This window comes from Photobacterium sp. AWH4_225, assembly GCF_056158405.1.
In genome coordinates, this window is record NZ_JBSWTF010000004.1 from 1,456,135 (window position 1) to 1,470,260 (window position 14,126).

The 14,126-nt window shown below is 48.9% G+C and carries 11 protein-coding genes; 7 read left to right on the plus strand and 4 right to left on the minus strand.

All coding sequences use genetic code 11. The features are described from left to right. Window positions 1–23: 23 nt before the first annotated feature. From ACXAD4_RS23765 to ACXAD4_RS23785, 5 genes are all read left to right on the plus strand, one after another. On the plus strand, window positions 24–1,157 hold the full coding sequence (locus ACXAD4_RS23765; RefSeq protein WP_475244513.1) for an ABC transporter ATP-binding protein: 1,134 nt from the start codon (window positions 24–26) through the stop codon (window positions 1,155–1,157). Between the two features lie 231 nt (window positions 1,158–1,388). Then, a complete protein-coding gene (locus ACXAD4_RS23770) occupies window positions 1,389–2,372 on the plus strand; it encodes an OmpG porin family protein (protein WP_107300503.1) in 984 nt (327 codons plus the stop codon). Between the two features lie 254 nt (window positions 2,373–2,626). Next, on the plus strand, window positions 2,627–2,842 hold the full coding sequence (locus ACXAD4_RS23775) for a hypothetical protein (RefSeq protein WP_222550029.1): 216 nt from the start codon (window positions 2,627–2,629) through the stop codon (window positions 2,840–2,842). A 357-nt stretch (window positions 2,843–3,199) separates the two neighbouring features. Beyond that, entirely contained in the window at window positions 3,200–4,111 is a 912-nt protein-coding gene (locus ACXAD4_RS23780) for a LysR substrate-binding domain-containing protein (RefSeq protein ID WP_475244514.1), read from the plus strand. Between the two features lie 177 nt (window positions 4,112–4,288). Further along, window positions 4,289–5,761, plus strand: coding sequence for a C69 family dipeptidase (locus tag ACXAD4_RS23785; RefSeq protein WP_475244515.1), 1,473 nt, complete (start codon window positions 4,289–4,291; stop codon window positions 5,759–5,761). Window positions 5,762–5,882: 121 nt separating this feature from the next. On the opposite strand, the gene ACXAD4_RS23790 is transcribed toward ACXAD4_RS23785, so the two are convergent. The 3 genes from ACXAD4_RS23790 to ACXAD4_RS23800 all read right to left on the minus strand — a co-directional run bounded on the left by ACXAD4_RS23790 (window position 5,883) and on the right by ACXAD4_RS23800 (window position 9,158). Next, window positions 5,883–6,854: a TAXI family TRAP transporter solute-binding subunit gene (locus ACXAD4_RS23790; protein WP_317524961.1), complete on the minus strand. Its 972-nt coding sequence runs from the start codon at window positions 6,852–6,854 to the stop codon at window positions 5,883–5,885. A gap of 58 nt (window positions 6,855–6,912) precedes the next feature. Continuing rightward, on the minus strand, window positions 6,913–7,764 hold the full coding sequence (locus ACXAD4_RS23795; RefSeq protein ID WP_475244516.1) for a beta-keto acid cleavage family enzyme: 852 nt from the start codon (window positions 7,762–7,764) through the stop codon (window positions 6,913–6,915). Window positions 7,765–7,826: 62 nt separating this feature from the next. Beyond that, a complete protein-coding gene (locus tag ACXAD4_RS23800) occupies window positions 7,827–9,158 on the minus strand; it encodes an aspartate aminotransferase family protein (RefSeq protein ID WP_475244517.1) in 1,332 nt (443 codons plus the stop codon). Between the two features lie 352 nt (window positions 9,159–9,510). Between ACXAD4_RS23800 and ACXAD4_RS23805 the strand changes: the two genes are divergently transcribed. Together ACXAD4_RS23805 and ACXAD4_RS23810 are read left to right on the plus strand one after the other, a co-directional pair. Further along, the gene (locus tag ACXAD4_RS23805; RefSeq protein ID WP_475244518.1) at window positions 9,511–10,998 is read left to right on the plus strand and encodes a glycoside hydrolase family 32 protein; all 1,488 of its coding nucleotides are present in this window, start codon (window positions 9,511–9,513) and stop codon (window positions 10,996–10,998) included. After that, entirely contained in the window at window positions 10,992–12,917 is a 1,926-nt protein-coding gene (locus tag ACXAD4_RS23810) for an alpha-amylase family glycosyl hydrolase (RefSeq protein ID WP_475244519.1), read from the plus strand. Before ACXAD4_RS23805 ends, ACXAD4_RS23810 begins: the two co-directional genes overlap by 7 nt. Before the next feature lie 79 nt (window positions 12,918–12,996). Here ACXAD4_RS23810 and ald read toward each other — a convergent pair whose 3' ends face one another. Then, complete coding sequence (ald, locus tag ACXAD4_RS23815; protein ID WP_475244520.1) at window positions 12,997–14,118, minus strand: alanine dehydrogenase; 1,122 nt, start codon at window positions 14,116–14,118, stop codon at window positions 12,997–12,999. Window positions 14,119–14,126: the final 8 nt, after the last annotated feature.

Below are 14,126 nucleotides of genomic sequence, written 5' to 3' on the forward strand. Positions count from 1 at the left end.
AGTAGGGATTCAGAGGTAAAAAAATGGCGCGTTTAGAACTTAAGAACATCAACAAAATCTATCCTGATGGTGCCCACATCATCAAGGATGCCAACCTGGTAATCGAAGATGGCGAATTTACGGTTTTCGTCGGCCCATCAGGCTGTGGTAAATCGACCATGCTGCGAATGGTGGCAGGCCTTGAGGAAATATCATCAGGCGATATGCTGATCGACGGTGATGTGGTCAACACCCTGTCACCGACAGATCGCGGGATCGGCATGGTGTTCCAGTCTTACGCGCTATATCCGCATATGACAGTGTTCGAGAACATTGCCTTCGGCCTCAAACTGGCGAAGAAGCCAAAAGAGGAAATCGAACAGGCAGTGAAGAACGTGGCCGAAATGCTGGAGCTGACCAAGCTGCTTACCCAGCGCCCGAGCCAGCTTTCTGGTGGCCAGCGCCAGCGTGTGGCAATTGGCCGTGCCATTGTCCGTGACCCGAAGGTGTTCTTGCTCGATGAGCCATTGTCTAACCTGGATGCGGCGCTGCGTGTTCGTATGCGTCTGCAACTGGCGGATTACCATAAAAAGCTTAAATCGACCGTGATTTACGTAACCCACGATCAGGTGGAAGCCATGACGTTGGCTGACAAGATCGTGGTACTGAAAGACGGTTTGGTTGAGCAGGTGGGTTCACCGCTGGATCTTTACTACTTCCCGAAAACCCTGTTTGTCGCAGGCTTCATCGGTTCACCGAAGATGAACCTGATCCCGGCAACACTCAAGCATGCCACAGAGGATCGCGCTACCGTTGAAGTTGGCGATTACACCTTTGAGGCCGAAGTGAATGCCGAGGCGGCAACACAAGGCGCTTTGATGACATTGGGTATTCGTCCGGAAGATATTCACCTGGCTGAGAGCGGGGTTGGTGTTCGCGTTGAGGGTATGGAGCGCCTTGGCACCGAGTCTTTGCTTTACACCACATTGCTGCGCGGTGGGCAGGAGGTTCTGGTACGTGTACCGGGCACCGTGCATGTAGAAGTGGGCCAGTACCTGAATATCCATATTCCGGCGGAAAAATGCCACTTGTTTGACAGCAAGGGCAAGGCATTTACCCGTAGCTTTACGCTGGACGATTTAATTACCTTACCACCACAAGTTCGCCAGGCCAGCTAATTAGGTTCTGACGAAGAGCGTCTGAAAGTCAAAATAAAAAGCCCGCTTGGCGGCGGGCTTAATATCCAACGTCTGAGTTAACTCATTGACGTTTAAGTATTCCTCAACCTGTTGGCGCAGGTTGAAAAAATTGTCCTGACAGCATGCGAGTCTGTTTGCAGGACAACAATACTCTGCCCGTTGGCGCGGGCAAAACATCTACTGTACGCAAAATTATAATAGGGAAATATTATGAATAAAACAGTCGTGGCAATGAGCTTGGCACTCATTTTCTCTGGACAAGCCTTAGCGGAAACTGAACAGGAAGCAGAAAACCAATCAACGCTAGTCCGTCTGGAGAACGAGGCTTCTAAAGCAGAGCTGCTGACGGCGACTAACGCACCGGCGAAAGAAGAGGGTCGCCTCCATGGTACGTTAGGCACCAACATTGAAGTAGAGCGAGTGATCCGTGATGACGGTGTAAACGAAGGTAAACTGAAATATACCCTGGCACAGGGTAGCTTCCGTCATGATGACCTTCCTGGCTGGGACTTTGGTTTCTACTCTGCACGCGAAGAGCTGTTCAACGGTAACTTGAAACACGCTGATTATGACCGTGGTGTTAACTCAATCCAGGAAATCTGGGCAAACCGCAGTTACGGTCAAGCATGGGGTAGCGTTGGCTGGGGGGTTAAACTAGCCGGTGAATCCATCGATAAGCGTACTACGCCAGAAGTTAAAGTGTTCGGTAACTACAACATTACTGATCGCCTAGATATTCATGGTTATGCGATGTACCACGTGGAATATAACCGTGGTAGCAGTGAGTTCCCATACTGGGAAATCGAACCGGGTTTCGGCTATAAAATTGCCGACAACATGGGTGCATGGCTGAACTTCCGCTACCAGGAAGGTACACTTAAGCCAAAATCAGGTGATAACTTTGTTGAAACAGAGACCATCATCAAGCCAGGTATCTGGTACAGCTGGGGCGACTTGAGTGCCTCACTCTGGGGTGAGTTCGGTAAATTCGAAAAAGAAAATGACCAGACAGGCGCCCATGAGTGGTCGGAAGACTACTGGAAGCTAGGTATTTCAGCTAACTATGCACTAAACAGCAGCTGGCGTGTCTTTGGTGAAGTGAGCTATAAAGACATCAAGTTCGAAGATAACAGTAATTCAGAGTTCGATGGTTACATCCCGCTATTTATTGCCGGTATTAACTACAGCTTCTAATTTTCCTTCTTTTACTATCGATGTATCCAGGCCGTTTTCGCGGCCTGGAATAACAAAATCAATAAATATAATAAGTTACTATTAAATTTATTAAGAAAATAATAATAAACCATGTGTATTGGACGTAAATTGAACCTTACGGCAAGCTGAACTTTACGCGAATATGCATGGATTTACGTATATCACACATCTTTTTATTCGCTACACTCATTGTGTAGGCAATAATGCCGCTATATACGGATGTGAGGTATAGGATGAAAAAACTATTATTGGCGTTAGTTTTAGTGGTACCAGCATTTGGGGTTTTGGCTTCATCATCAAGCTCTCCTTCAAGCTCATCTTCAAATAATGGCAGCCTTTCCGGTAGGCATTCAGAGTCTTATCAAGTTTGCTATATCGATGGCAAAGCTATCATGCTTCAACAAAACATGTGTTATGCCAAAGGCGGCAGTCTAGTAAAACCAAATTAATTAGGTTTAATTTTTCCTTTTAAAATGCACTTATAATGCAAGCGATATTAAATTAAGCAGGCTTTTTATTTTATATAAAAAGTCTGTTTGACTATTATTTCAATTGTAATGTAAGACACTTCTTCATAGCATTATTGCCTATTGCCTATTGCCTATTGCCTATTGCCTATTGCCTATTGCCTATTGCCTATTGCCTATTGCCTATTGCCTATTGCCTATTGCCTATTGCCTATTGCCTATTGCCTATTGCCTATTGCCTATTGCCTATTGCCTATTGCCTATTGCCTATTGCCTATTGCCTATTGCCTATTTAAACCATAAATTAAAGACTCAACCTAAAGGAATAGGGTAACGGCAGTGTTAGACATGAAAGAACTCCCCTCGATAAGAGCGCTTCGAACTTTTATCGCTGTTGCCAATCATCTGAGCTTCTCCAAAGCCGCTAGAGAGCTATCCCTTACCCAAGGGGCTGTCAGTAAGCAAATTGCTCAATTAGAACAGCAGCTTGGCCTGCCTTTGTTTGAACGCCACCTCAATGGTATCCGGTTATCTAGTGTCGGGTTGCGGTATTTACCCCAGATAGCGGAATCGCTAGAAGCCCTGCAAAATGCTACGGCCAGCCTGCGCCAGCTTGATCAGGTTGATGAAGTACTGACGGTCAATGTGACCCCATCTTTTGCTAGTCTCTGGCTTATCCCGAAGATAAATAGTTTTGCCAATGCTTTCCCTCATCTTCAAGTACAATTGAAAACCGGGGATGGGATGGTCAATGATATTAGCACTGACAACGACATCATCATTCGCTGTTTACCTCTTGCCAAGCATTACGAAAATGCCACTCTCTTATGCTACGAAAGTCTTCGGCTGGTGGCATCAGCTAATTTGTTACAGTTAAGGCCAATCAGGCACATTGATGATTTAGCTAATCATGTTTTTCTACCGCAAGTTACCCGGCCGCAATTGTGGGAGCAATTCAGAACCCATCATGACATTGCATTTCCAATGGATTTCTACGGCGTGGGATTTGAGCACTTTTATCTATCATTGGAGGCGGTGAGAAACCAGTTGGGCTTGGCTTTATTGCCCGATTTTATGGTTGATGATTTGCTCGCCGAGCAGTCGCTATTTAACCCACTTAATTCTGCGATGACCAGCCATTATGGTTATTACATAATTGTGCCTCATTATAAACGCCATGCCCGAAAGGTGTGTGTGTTTACTCAGTGGTTAGCCGACATGATGGACAACAGCCAAGATCATATTTCCTAGCATTTATGTTCTCGTAAGTCCTTATTCGTGATCTTATCAGCAAATATTCTCTCTAATTGTGTTTACACTGCTTTTTGATTAATAAGTCGATCTTTGTGCTAGTTTAATCAAAATAAAAAGAATAACTGAATAATATTTCAACATTCCAATAGGTGTTCACACCATAGGAGAGATACGATGACGAAGATGTCTATTACGCTGTTGAGTGCCGCTGTTCTATCTGCACTTAGCATGAGTGCTAATGCTTGTACGGGGTTGATTGTGGGTAAAGGAGCATCGGTAGATGGCAGCATTATGATTGCCCGCAACGAAGACTTTGGCATCAATAACTGGAACAAACACCTTGCCTATCGCCCACAGCAAATCAACGAAGCGGGCGATTGGACCTTAGGTAATGGTTTAATTGTCCCTATGCCGAGCCAGTTTTTTGCCTATTCGGCAATTCCTGACTGGGACGCGCTGACCGTTGATAAAGACGGCAAGTATTACGAAGAGCGCGGCATCAACCAGTACAATGTCGCTGTTTCAGCCACCACCAGTGCCGAGGTCAATGACAAAGCGGCCAAGGCTGACCCATTGGTAAAACCCGGCATCATCGAAGCGGTGATCCCAACCCTTATCCTGCCGCAGGTGAAAACAGCCAAGGAAGGGGTTGAACTGCTAGGTCAGTATATTGAAGAGTACGGCGCCGGAGAAGGTAACAGCTTGTACATTGCCGATGTCAATGAAGCTTGGTTGTTTGAAATCGGTTCTGGGCACCACTGGATTGCCGTTAAAGTGCCAGATGATAGCTATGCGATGATTGCCAATGGCTTGCGGATCCATGGGGTCGATTTGGATGCACCGGATGTGATGCACTCAGAAGGGCTACTGGATTTCGTCAAGCAGCACAAGTTGCTCGATAAGCCAGATGCCAGTTCATTTAACTTTGCCAAGGCCTTTGGGGTGATTGGCGATGTCTACAACGTGGACCGCGAGTGGTTGGGGCAGGCAATGCTGACGCCTTCGCAGGTGCAGGATACCCGCGAGCAGCAATACCCGTTGTTCATGAAGCCTGATGACAAGATTTCGGTCGGCGATGTCGCTAGTGTTTTGGGTTCAACCTATGAAGGCACCAAGCTGGCTGACAAAGGGGAGCGGCCTATCCGGGTAGAACGCCAGCTTGAGTCGCATATTATTCAGCTTCGCCCTGATATGCCTGAAGAGTTCCAGGGCATCATCTGGCAGAGCTATGGTGTATTGTCTGAATCTGTGTTGGTGCCGTTATACACCAGCTTGCAAGAGTACCCAACCCCGTACACGGTTGGTACCGATACCTACAGTGATGACTCGGCTTACTGGCAGTTCCGAAGCCTGACGGCACTGGCTACTGCCAATCCGGACAAGTACCTGCCAATGCTAAAAGCGACCTGGGACAAGGAAGAGAGCAAGCTTTACAAGCAAGTGAGCAATATGGATATGCTGCTCAAAGATATGTACAACCAGGATAAAGCGACCGCAGTCGAAATGGCTTCGGATTTCTCTTACGGCCAGTTGCAGCGCACCTTGAGCATGGCAACGGAGATCCGCTACAAGATGATGACGGACCTGACCAAGAGCACCGAGAAAAAATATAGCGAAGAAGAGTTCAAGAAGATTATGAGTCTTTAGCTAATCACTGTTGGTGTAGGTCTGCTGCACTAAACCTTATTTTTTCTGAAATGTTTGCCATCAATAAAAAGAGCGCGTATGCGCTCTTTTTTAGTTCAAGCATGACTTGCAGATATCTCAGTTACATCAAGCCGACTTCTTTGTAGTATTTTGCTGCACCAGGGTGGAGCGGGGCAGAAAGACCGTCTCGGATCATCTCTTCTTTCTTCAAGTGGGCAAAGGCTGGGTGGAGCTTTTTGAAGTCATCGAAGTTTTCGAATACCGATTTGACGATGCTGTATACCACGTCATCTGGTACTGACGTTGAAGAGACAAAGGTGGCACCTACACCGAAGGTGGTGACATCAATAGCGTTGCCTTTGTACATACCACCCGGCACCGTTGCGACACGGTAGAAGCTGTTGTCCTCTATCAGCTTGTTCACCTTGTCACCGGCAACGGTAATGATTTTGCTATCACAAGACGTGGTAGCTTCTTTGATAGCACCGCTTGGGTGGCCAACGGTATAGATCATGGCATCAATTTTGTTATCGCAAAGTGCTTTTGACTGTTCAGAAGCTTTTAGCTCAGAAGCCAGTTTGAAATCCTTCATTGACCAGTCGTATCTTTCCATCAACACTTCCATGGTGCCGCGCTGACCTGAGCCTGGGTTACCGATATTTACGCGCTTGCCTTTAAGATCTTCGAAGGTTTTGATCCCTGAATCGGCACGGGCAACGATAGTAAACGGTTCTGGATGGATGGAGAAAACCGCACGCAGATCTTTGTATGCCCCGTTGTCGGCAAACTTGCTGGTACCGTTGTAGGCATGGTACTGCCAGTCAGACTGGGCGATACCAAGGTCGAGCTCACCGGCTCGGATGGTATTGATGTTATAGATAGAGCCGCCAGTACTTTCGACCGAGCAGCGGATGTTGTGATCTTTTCTGTCTTTGTTGACCAAGCGGCATATTGCCCCACCTGTAGGGTAATATACCCCAGTGACACCACCTGTACCTATGGTAACGAAACGGCTTTCGGCAAAAGATAGCGTCGAGGTACCCAGTAAAACGGCGGCACCGGTGTAGGCAAGAAGCTTGTTGATAGATCCCATAGAAGTCCCTTTTGATGAGTTTTACGCAAAAAGCAAAGCCAATGGATACTGCTTCTGGCTAAGCAGTGAGGAGCTGGCGAAAATGGTTAGCATCAAGGGTTGCGAGACCTAAATGCTTGGCGGTTTCGACAAGGTTAGCCACTTGTTCTGCGTTGGTTGAGGCTACTGTACCTTGATGATTAACATGGTTATTTTCAAAGCCAACCCGAATATCTCCACCCATAATCATAGACGCTGTCAGGCAAAGGTGTTCATATTTTCCAAAAGCGCAAACTGCCCAACGTTTATCATGATTAAACAATCGCTGTTGCAAGAAAGGTGAGAGGTCTCGCGGTGAGGCGGTTTGGTGTTGGTCGTAGCGACCGAGCACCAGCAAGATATGGTGGTTATAGGCAGGCAGTAATCCTTTTTCCAACAATGCAAAGTAGCGTTCAAGATCTTGCGGACTATAAAGAATGTATTGGGCGATGATCCCTTGCTCGGCGATACCATGGAAAAAGCCGCTCGCTGTATCAAGGTAGGCAGTATCTGAATATTGGCTTTCGGGGATTAACTCACTAAGAGCCAAGGAGGCAGCTTCTGGCTTTACTTCGGTGATTAAGGCCATTTGTTGGCTAGGGGAATACTGCCCGACTGCCTCTGTGGTTAGCTGGACAATAATGCTGTCACCCACTTGCTCTTTCAGGGCGTGGTAGAGATGGAGGTTATCGCCGACTTCCAAGGAGTGCTTGCCATTTCTATCCCTGGCATGAAGGTGCACCATAGCCGCCCCTGCATCGCGGCAGGCGATAACCTCATCAATGATTTCCTGCCGAAGCATCGGCAGGGCAGGGTGATCGGCTTTGGTTTTCCTAGCCCCGTTGGGGGCCACAATTATCGCGGTCTTGCCCTGATATAGCTTGTTTGACATTGGTTTTCTTCCCGTTAGTTTTATCGCCTATCGCCTATCGCCTATCGCCTATCGCCTATCGCCTATCGCCACCCCACCGATGCTTGCAACAGGGAGGTATGTAGTTTGCTAACCAGCTCATCCAAATGGTGTTCTTCAATAATAAAAGGCGGAGCCAATAAAATATGGTGGCCAGCTTTGCCGTCTATCGTTCCTGACATGGGATAGCACATCAGCCCGTTGCTCATGGCCGCTGATTTAATCGCTTTGTGAGCCTGCGAATAGCTGGAAAGGGGGGCTTTGGTCTTTTTGTCTGCGACTAATTCTATGCCGATAAACAGCCCCTTGCCCCGGATATCCCCGATGTAAGGTAACTCCCCTAAGCTCTCGTTGAGTTTGGCCATGAGTTGGCTACCACGGAGTTTGACGTTGTCGAGTAGGCCGTCATCGACAATGGTATCAACGGTCGCTAGCGCCGCGGCACATGCCATCGGATGGCCCATAAATGTATGGCCATGCTGGAAAAACCCGCTACCTTTTGCGATGGCTTGGTAGATCTTGTCGTGGACGATGGCAGCGCCGATAGGCTGGTAGCCAGCGCCAAGCCCTTTGGCAACAGTAACAATGTCAGGCGCGATCTCTTCTTGCTCAAAGGCGAAAAAGGTACCAGTACGGCCAATACCGCACATCACCTCATCAAGGATCAGTAACACATCATAGGTATCGCAAATCTCCCTGATCCGCTTGAAATAACCAGCAGTAGCAGGAAGCGCCCCAGCGGTTGCACCTACCACGGGCTCGGCAATGAATGCCATGACGTTGTCGGCTCCCAGCTCAAGGATCTTTTGTTCTAGCTCATTCGCTACCCTAAGGCTGTAGCCCAGCTCTGATTCTCCCGGCTGCTGATCACGATAAGCATAGCAAGGGGCAATGTGATGGGCTGAGGAGAGTATCGGCCTGAAAGGTTCACGCCGCCACTCATTACCACCGACCGAAAGTGCGCCGAGGGTATTGCCATGATAGCTCTGTCGCCGGGCGATGAATTGGCTTTTCGTTGGTTTGCCCTTTTCGACAAAGTACTGCCGCGCCAATTTCAGTGACGCTTCCACCGCTTCGGAGCCGCCACTGACAAAGTAAGTGTGGTTCAAAGCTTCTGGTGCAAGTTCTGTCAGTCGCTTAGCCAGTTGCTCACTACTTGCACTGGTAAAAAAACCGGTATGGGCATACGGAATGCTATCTAACTGTTGGCTGATGGCCGCCTTTACCCTTTGGTTGTTATGGCCCAAATTTGATACTGCTGCACCACCGCAACCATCGAGGTATTGCTTCCCTTCGCTATCTGTCAGGTATATCCCTTGCCCGCTAACTACGGTGGGTAGCGGCGTATGGCAATGGCGGTGGAGAACATGGCTCATTATTAGATTCCTTGCATATAGTTAATAGCTTGATTGTTGAGCGGACCCAGCCTCTGTGGCAAACGAATAAAAGTGCAGGGGTATGAAAAAATAGAATAGGGGACAAGAAAAGCATGGCGCATGACTAAATAGTAAGGCTGTTTTCGTAATTTTTACGTTATTCGAGGTTGTTTTAACGAAATTGCGACGGCTTAATCCGTCTTGCGGGTAAAGAAAATAACTAAAACTGTTGTTTTTAGCGTTTTACTGATACTTGTATTTTCTTTAATGTGATCGGCTTAACGTAAGCGTTTACGTTAATGATGCATAATCCGCTGCATTGAGATGGATTGATACGGAAGAAGAGCAAGACATGGCAGAGGCTTACCGCCCTAAACTTCATATGACGCCGGACCAGGGATGGATGAATGATCCAAACGGTTTGGTCTATTTCAACGGGCACTATCATCAATTTTACCAGTACTACCCGCATGACACGGTGTGGGGGCCGATGCACTGGGGGCACAAAATTAGCCAGGACTTGATTAACTGGCAGGAGCTGCCGCCGGCACTCTATCCTGATGAGTCGGGAATGTGTTTCTCTGGCAGTGCAATTGTTGATTGGAACAATACATCTGGTTTGTTCGAAAATGGTAAGCTGGGCTTGTTGGCCTTCTATACCTCATTTATCCAGCCTGAGGTAATTTTGACCGATGGCCGCAAGGTTGAAGACCCTATCCAGCAGCAAGCGTTGGCCTATAGCCAAGATGGGATGATTTGGAAAAAGTACCATGGCGGCCAGCCAATCATCCCCGCACGTGGCAACCCGGACTTCCGTGATCCTAAGGTCATCTGGCACTCAGCCAGCCAAACTTGGGTGATGGTGGTATCTTGTGGTCAGCATCTTGAATTCTATCGCTCTACCAATTTATTGGACTGGCAACTAGTCAGTGAGTTCGGCTACCGTCATGGTGCCCACAGCAAAGGGCCATGGGAATGCCCCGACTTGTTCGAGCTTCAAGTAGAAGGCAGCGAAGAGAGCCGCTGGGTATTGGTTGTTGGTATCGGCGAAGGTGCCCATTGTGGTGGTGCAGGTACCCAATACTTTATCGGTGATTTCGACGGTAAGACCTTTACTAACCATAACCACCCAGAAGAAATCCTATGGCTCGACTTTGGCCGTGATTATTACGCGACCCAGTCATTTTCTGATCTTCCGAGCGAAGATGGCCGCCGGATCGTCAGTACCTGGATGAGCAATCATCAATACTCTCTGGAATTGCCAACGCAAGCCTTCCGTAGTTCGATGGCGATGCCGCGTGAGCTTTTCTTGTTTGAGAGCAAAGCAGGCTTGCGTGTCGGGCAGCGTTTTGTCCGTGAACTCGACACTGTGCTGGGTTTTGAGCCGAATACCGAGAGTGAATTCTCTGTCTTTGAGGGGATAAGCAAGGAGGAGAAAAACACGGTGATGAAATGTGAATTCATGGCGGCGCTTTCTCAAGGCCAAACCCTCTCACTGGCTCTGTTTGAAGATCATGATATCAAGTTCCAGTTCAAGCACCTTAAGGCTGGGCTTGAGGTTCGCTCCCTGCGCAAAGGGCAATTCGGGCAAACGCGTATCGATGAGCACTACCCCCATGATTACTGCGTTGTTCTTCCTGTCGGCCCTGAGTTTTCTATCTCTGTCTTAGTGGACAACGGTTCAGTTGAATTGTTGATCAACGGCGGTGAGTTCAGCTTTACCAATTTGGCCTTCGCCCGCAATACCGAAGCGATGTACGCAATCTGTGTTGATAACGGCGAGTTACCTATCCTGAAAAGTGCCGTCAAAATGTTAATGCAAGGAGAGCAGGCATGCTAACGCTTCAACAGGCTGAAAAAGCCCTAGCCCAGGTGCTCGATTCTATCGAACTGCCTAAATTGACCAAGAAAGACGAGCAGGCTTTTCTAAAACGTCTGGATGAACACTTCCCGGCCTTGGTGATCAAGCTGCACCAGTTATACGGTGAGCGTTATGATTTTTTCCTCCACCTACAACAGTTGGTGGTGGTATTAGCCAAGGCGTTTGCTGCCCGCAAGCGAAAGTGGAAGAACCTGGATGAACGCCGCCTTAAATCACCGGCATGGTACCGCGACGAGAAAATGCTGGGGATGGCGGTGTATGTTGATTTGTTCGCGGGCGATCTGAACAAGCTCAAAGCCAAGATCCCATATCTAAAGTCCATGGGGATCACATACCTGCATTTGATGCCTTTGTATAAGGCGCCGGAAGGTGACAGTGACGGTGGCTATGCCGTGTCCGATTATCGTTTGGTCGACCCGAAGTTGGGTTCAGAAAAAGACTTGGTTGCCCTTGCCGATGCTTTGTCAGCAGAAGGGATCAGTCTGGTATTGGATTTTGTTTTCAACCATACCTCAGATGAGCACCGCTGGGCGGAAGCGGCAAAAGCTGGCGATCCTGAATTCAAAGAGTTCTACTACTTCTTCGAGGACAAGCAGGAAGTAGATGACTATAACCAGACCTGCCGTGAGATTTTCCCGACAGTGCGCCGCGGAAGCTTTACTTTCCTCGAGCCTCAGCAAGAGTGGGTATGGACAACGTTCAACAGTTTCCAGTGGGATCTGAATTACGCCAATCCGGCAGTGTTCAATGCCATTACTGATGAGATGTTGTTCTTGGCCAACATTGGCTGTGAAGGGCTTCGCTTGGATGCACTAGCGTTTATCTGGAAGGAAAAGTGGACCCAATGTGAGAGCCTGCCGAAAGCCCATACGCTGATCCAGGCATTCAACAGCTGTTTGCAAATTGTCGCGCCTGCGGTGTTGTTCAAGTCAGAAGCGATCGTCCACCCGGATGAAGTGGCGCAGTACATCGGCAAGGATGAGTGCCAGCTGTCTTACAATCCATTGATGATGGCCTTGATGTGGGAGAGTCTGGCGACCCGCGAAACCAAGTTGCTGACCGCGTCGCTGAAAAAGAGCTTTGAGATCTCACCGGACTGCAGTTGGGTAAACTATATCCGTTGCCACGACGATATCGGTTGGACTTTCGATGACGCCATCGCCGATCAGTTGGGTATCAATGGTTTCGACCACCGCCGCTTCCTCAACCAGTTCTACACTGGTCGTTTTGATGGCTCGTTTGCCGAAGGGGTGCCGTTTCAGGAAAACCCGACTACCGGTGATTGCCGGGTCTGTGGCTCGCTGGCATCACTTGCCGGCCTCGAACGTGGCCTAGAACAAGACGATAACCAGTTGATTGAATTGGCTCTCAAGCGCATTCGCTTGCTCAATAGTATCAACTTGAGTATTGGTGGTATCCCGCTGATTTACCAAGGTGATGAGCTAGGTATTCTCAACGATCACAGCTACCTGGAAGATAGCAGAAAAGCCGATGATGCCCGTTGGGTAAACCGGCCTGCAGTGACCGATGACGCCATTGGCAAAGCGCAACTGCCGGGGTCATTCGAGGCGTCGGTGAACCAGTCGCTAAAAGCAATGATCAAGCTTCGCCAGAACAATGAAGTGTTTGGCGCTTCCCGAACCGAGATTCTGGAAACCTATAATCCACACTTGTTTGCTTATGCCCGCCTGAATGACAACGGCCAGACAATGCTGGCTATCTGTAACTTCAGCGAGCAAGAGCAACAGGTTCCGTTTTCAATCACCGATATTTTAGCCACTGCATCTGTGCTAGATATTTTGAATCACTCCCCTTTGCAACCTACGGATCAGATTACGCTGGGGGCGTATGACGTGAAATGGTTGGTACCTGCCTAACTGGTAAATAGGGATACCCCGTAACATTGTGTTCTTTGGCCGGTATGCGTTGAGTGACTCGCTACCGGCCTTTTTTTATTTATGCGACGGCCAATGCTTTATCTTGGGAGATGAATGATAAATCCAAGCTCTTCGCAACACTTTCGTTGGTCACCTTGCCATGGATGACATTCAGGCCATTCTTGAGGTGCTGATCGGCCTGCAGTGCCCGTTTGTAACCTAGGTTGGCCAAGCGCAGGATATACGGCAGGGTCGCATTGTTGAGGGCAAATGCTGAGGTACGGGCGAGGGCGCCTGGCATATTACCCACGCAATAGTGCACCACATCGTCAACAATGTAGGTAGGTTCATCGTGGGTGGTGACCCTTGAGGTGGCAAAACAGCCCCCTTGGTCAATGGCGACATCGACCAATGCTGAGCCTGGACGCATTGCTTTTACCATGGCTTCGGTGACCAACTTGGGCGCTGCCGCGCCGGGTATCAGCACCCCGCCAATGACTAAATCCGCTCCAACAACCGCATCTTCAAGGTTCTGCTGATTTGAGTAGACAGTTTTCACACTGGAGCCAAACTGGACATTGAGTTTACGTAGGGTATCGATATTGTTGTCCAAAATGGTGGTGTCTGCACCAAGGCCAACAGCCATTTGGGCGGCATTGGAGCCCACCACACCGCCACCGATAATGGTCACTTTTGCTGGGGCGACACCGGCAACACCACCGAGCAGCAGGCCGATCCCGCCTTGTGATTTCTCTAAGCAGGCGGCGCCGGCCTGAATGGACATTCGGCCCGCCACCTCTGACATTGGGGCCAATAATGGTAGGCTGTTATTCGGACCCGTTACCGTCTCATAAGCAATGCAGACGGCATCGCTGGCCAACAGATCTTCAGTCTGCGCCATATCAGGGGCAAGGTGCAGGTAGGTAAAGAGCAGTTGTCCCGGGCGAAGACGGGCACGCTCTACGTCCAATGGCTCTTTGACCTTGACGATCATCTCGGCGGCTTCGAATACTGCATCGGCATCGGGCAGAATATGCGCCCCTGCTTTTTGGTATTCTGCGTCACTGCAGCCAATCCCCATGCCGGCAGTGCTTTCGACGAAAACCGTATGGCCCTGGGCGCAAACCTCACGCACGCTTGCTGGCGTCATGCCGACACGGTATTCATGAACTTTAATTTCCTTAGGTACGCCAATTTTCATGGTTAACT

Coding starts and splice junctions, on each gene's coding strand:
- ACXAD4_RS23810 (WP_475244519.1), top strand. CDS start 10,992: ATGCTAACGCTTCAACAGGCTGAAAAAGCCCTAGCCCAGGTGCTCGAT.
- ACXAD4_RS23795 (WP_475244516.1), bottom strand. CDS start 7,764: ATGTCAAACAAGCTATATCAGGGCAAGACCGCGATAATTGTGGCCCCC.
- ACXAD4_RS23770 (WP_107300503.1), top strand. CDS start 1,389: ATGAATAAAACAGTCGTGGCAATGAGCTTGGCACTCATTTTCTCTGGA.
- ACXAD4_RS23800 (WP_475244517.1), bottom strand. CDS start 9,158: ATGAGCCATGTTCTCCACCGCCATTGCCATACGCCGCTACCCACCGTA.
- ACXAD4_RS23785 (WP_475244515.1), top strand. CDS start 4,289: ATGACGAAGATGTCTATTACGCTGTTGAGTGCCGCTGTTCTATCTGCA.
- ACXAD4_RS23805 (WP_475244518.1), top strand. CDS start 9,511: ATGGCAGAGGCTTACCGCCCTAAACTTCATATGACGCCGGACCAGGGA.
- ACXAD4_RS23775 (WP_222550029.1), top strand. CDS start 2,627: ATGAAAAAACTATTATTGGCGTTAGTTTTAGTGGTACCAGCATTTGGG.
- ACXAD4_RS23765 (WP_475244513.1), top strand. CDS start 24: ATGGCGCGTTTAGAACTTAAGAACATCAACAAAATCTATCCTGATGGT.
- ald (WP_475244520.1), bottom strand. CDS start 14,118: ATGAAAATTGGCGTACCTAAGGAAATTAAAGTTCATGAATACCGTGTC.
- ACXAD4_RS23790 (WP_317524961.1), bottom strand. CDS start 6,854: ATGGGATCTATCAACAAGCTTCTTGCCTACACCGGTGCCGCCGTTTTA.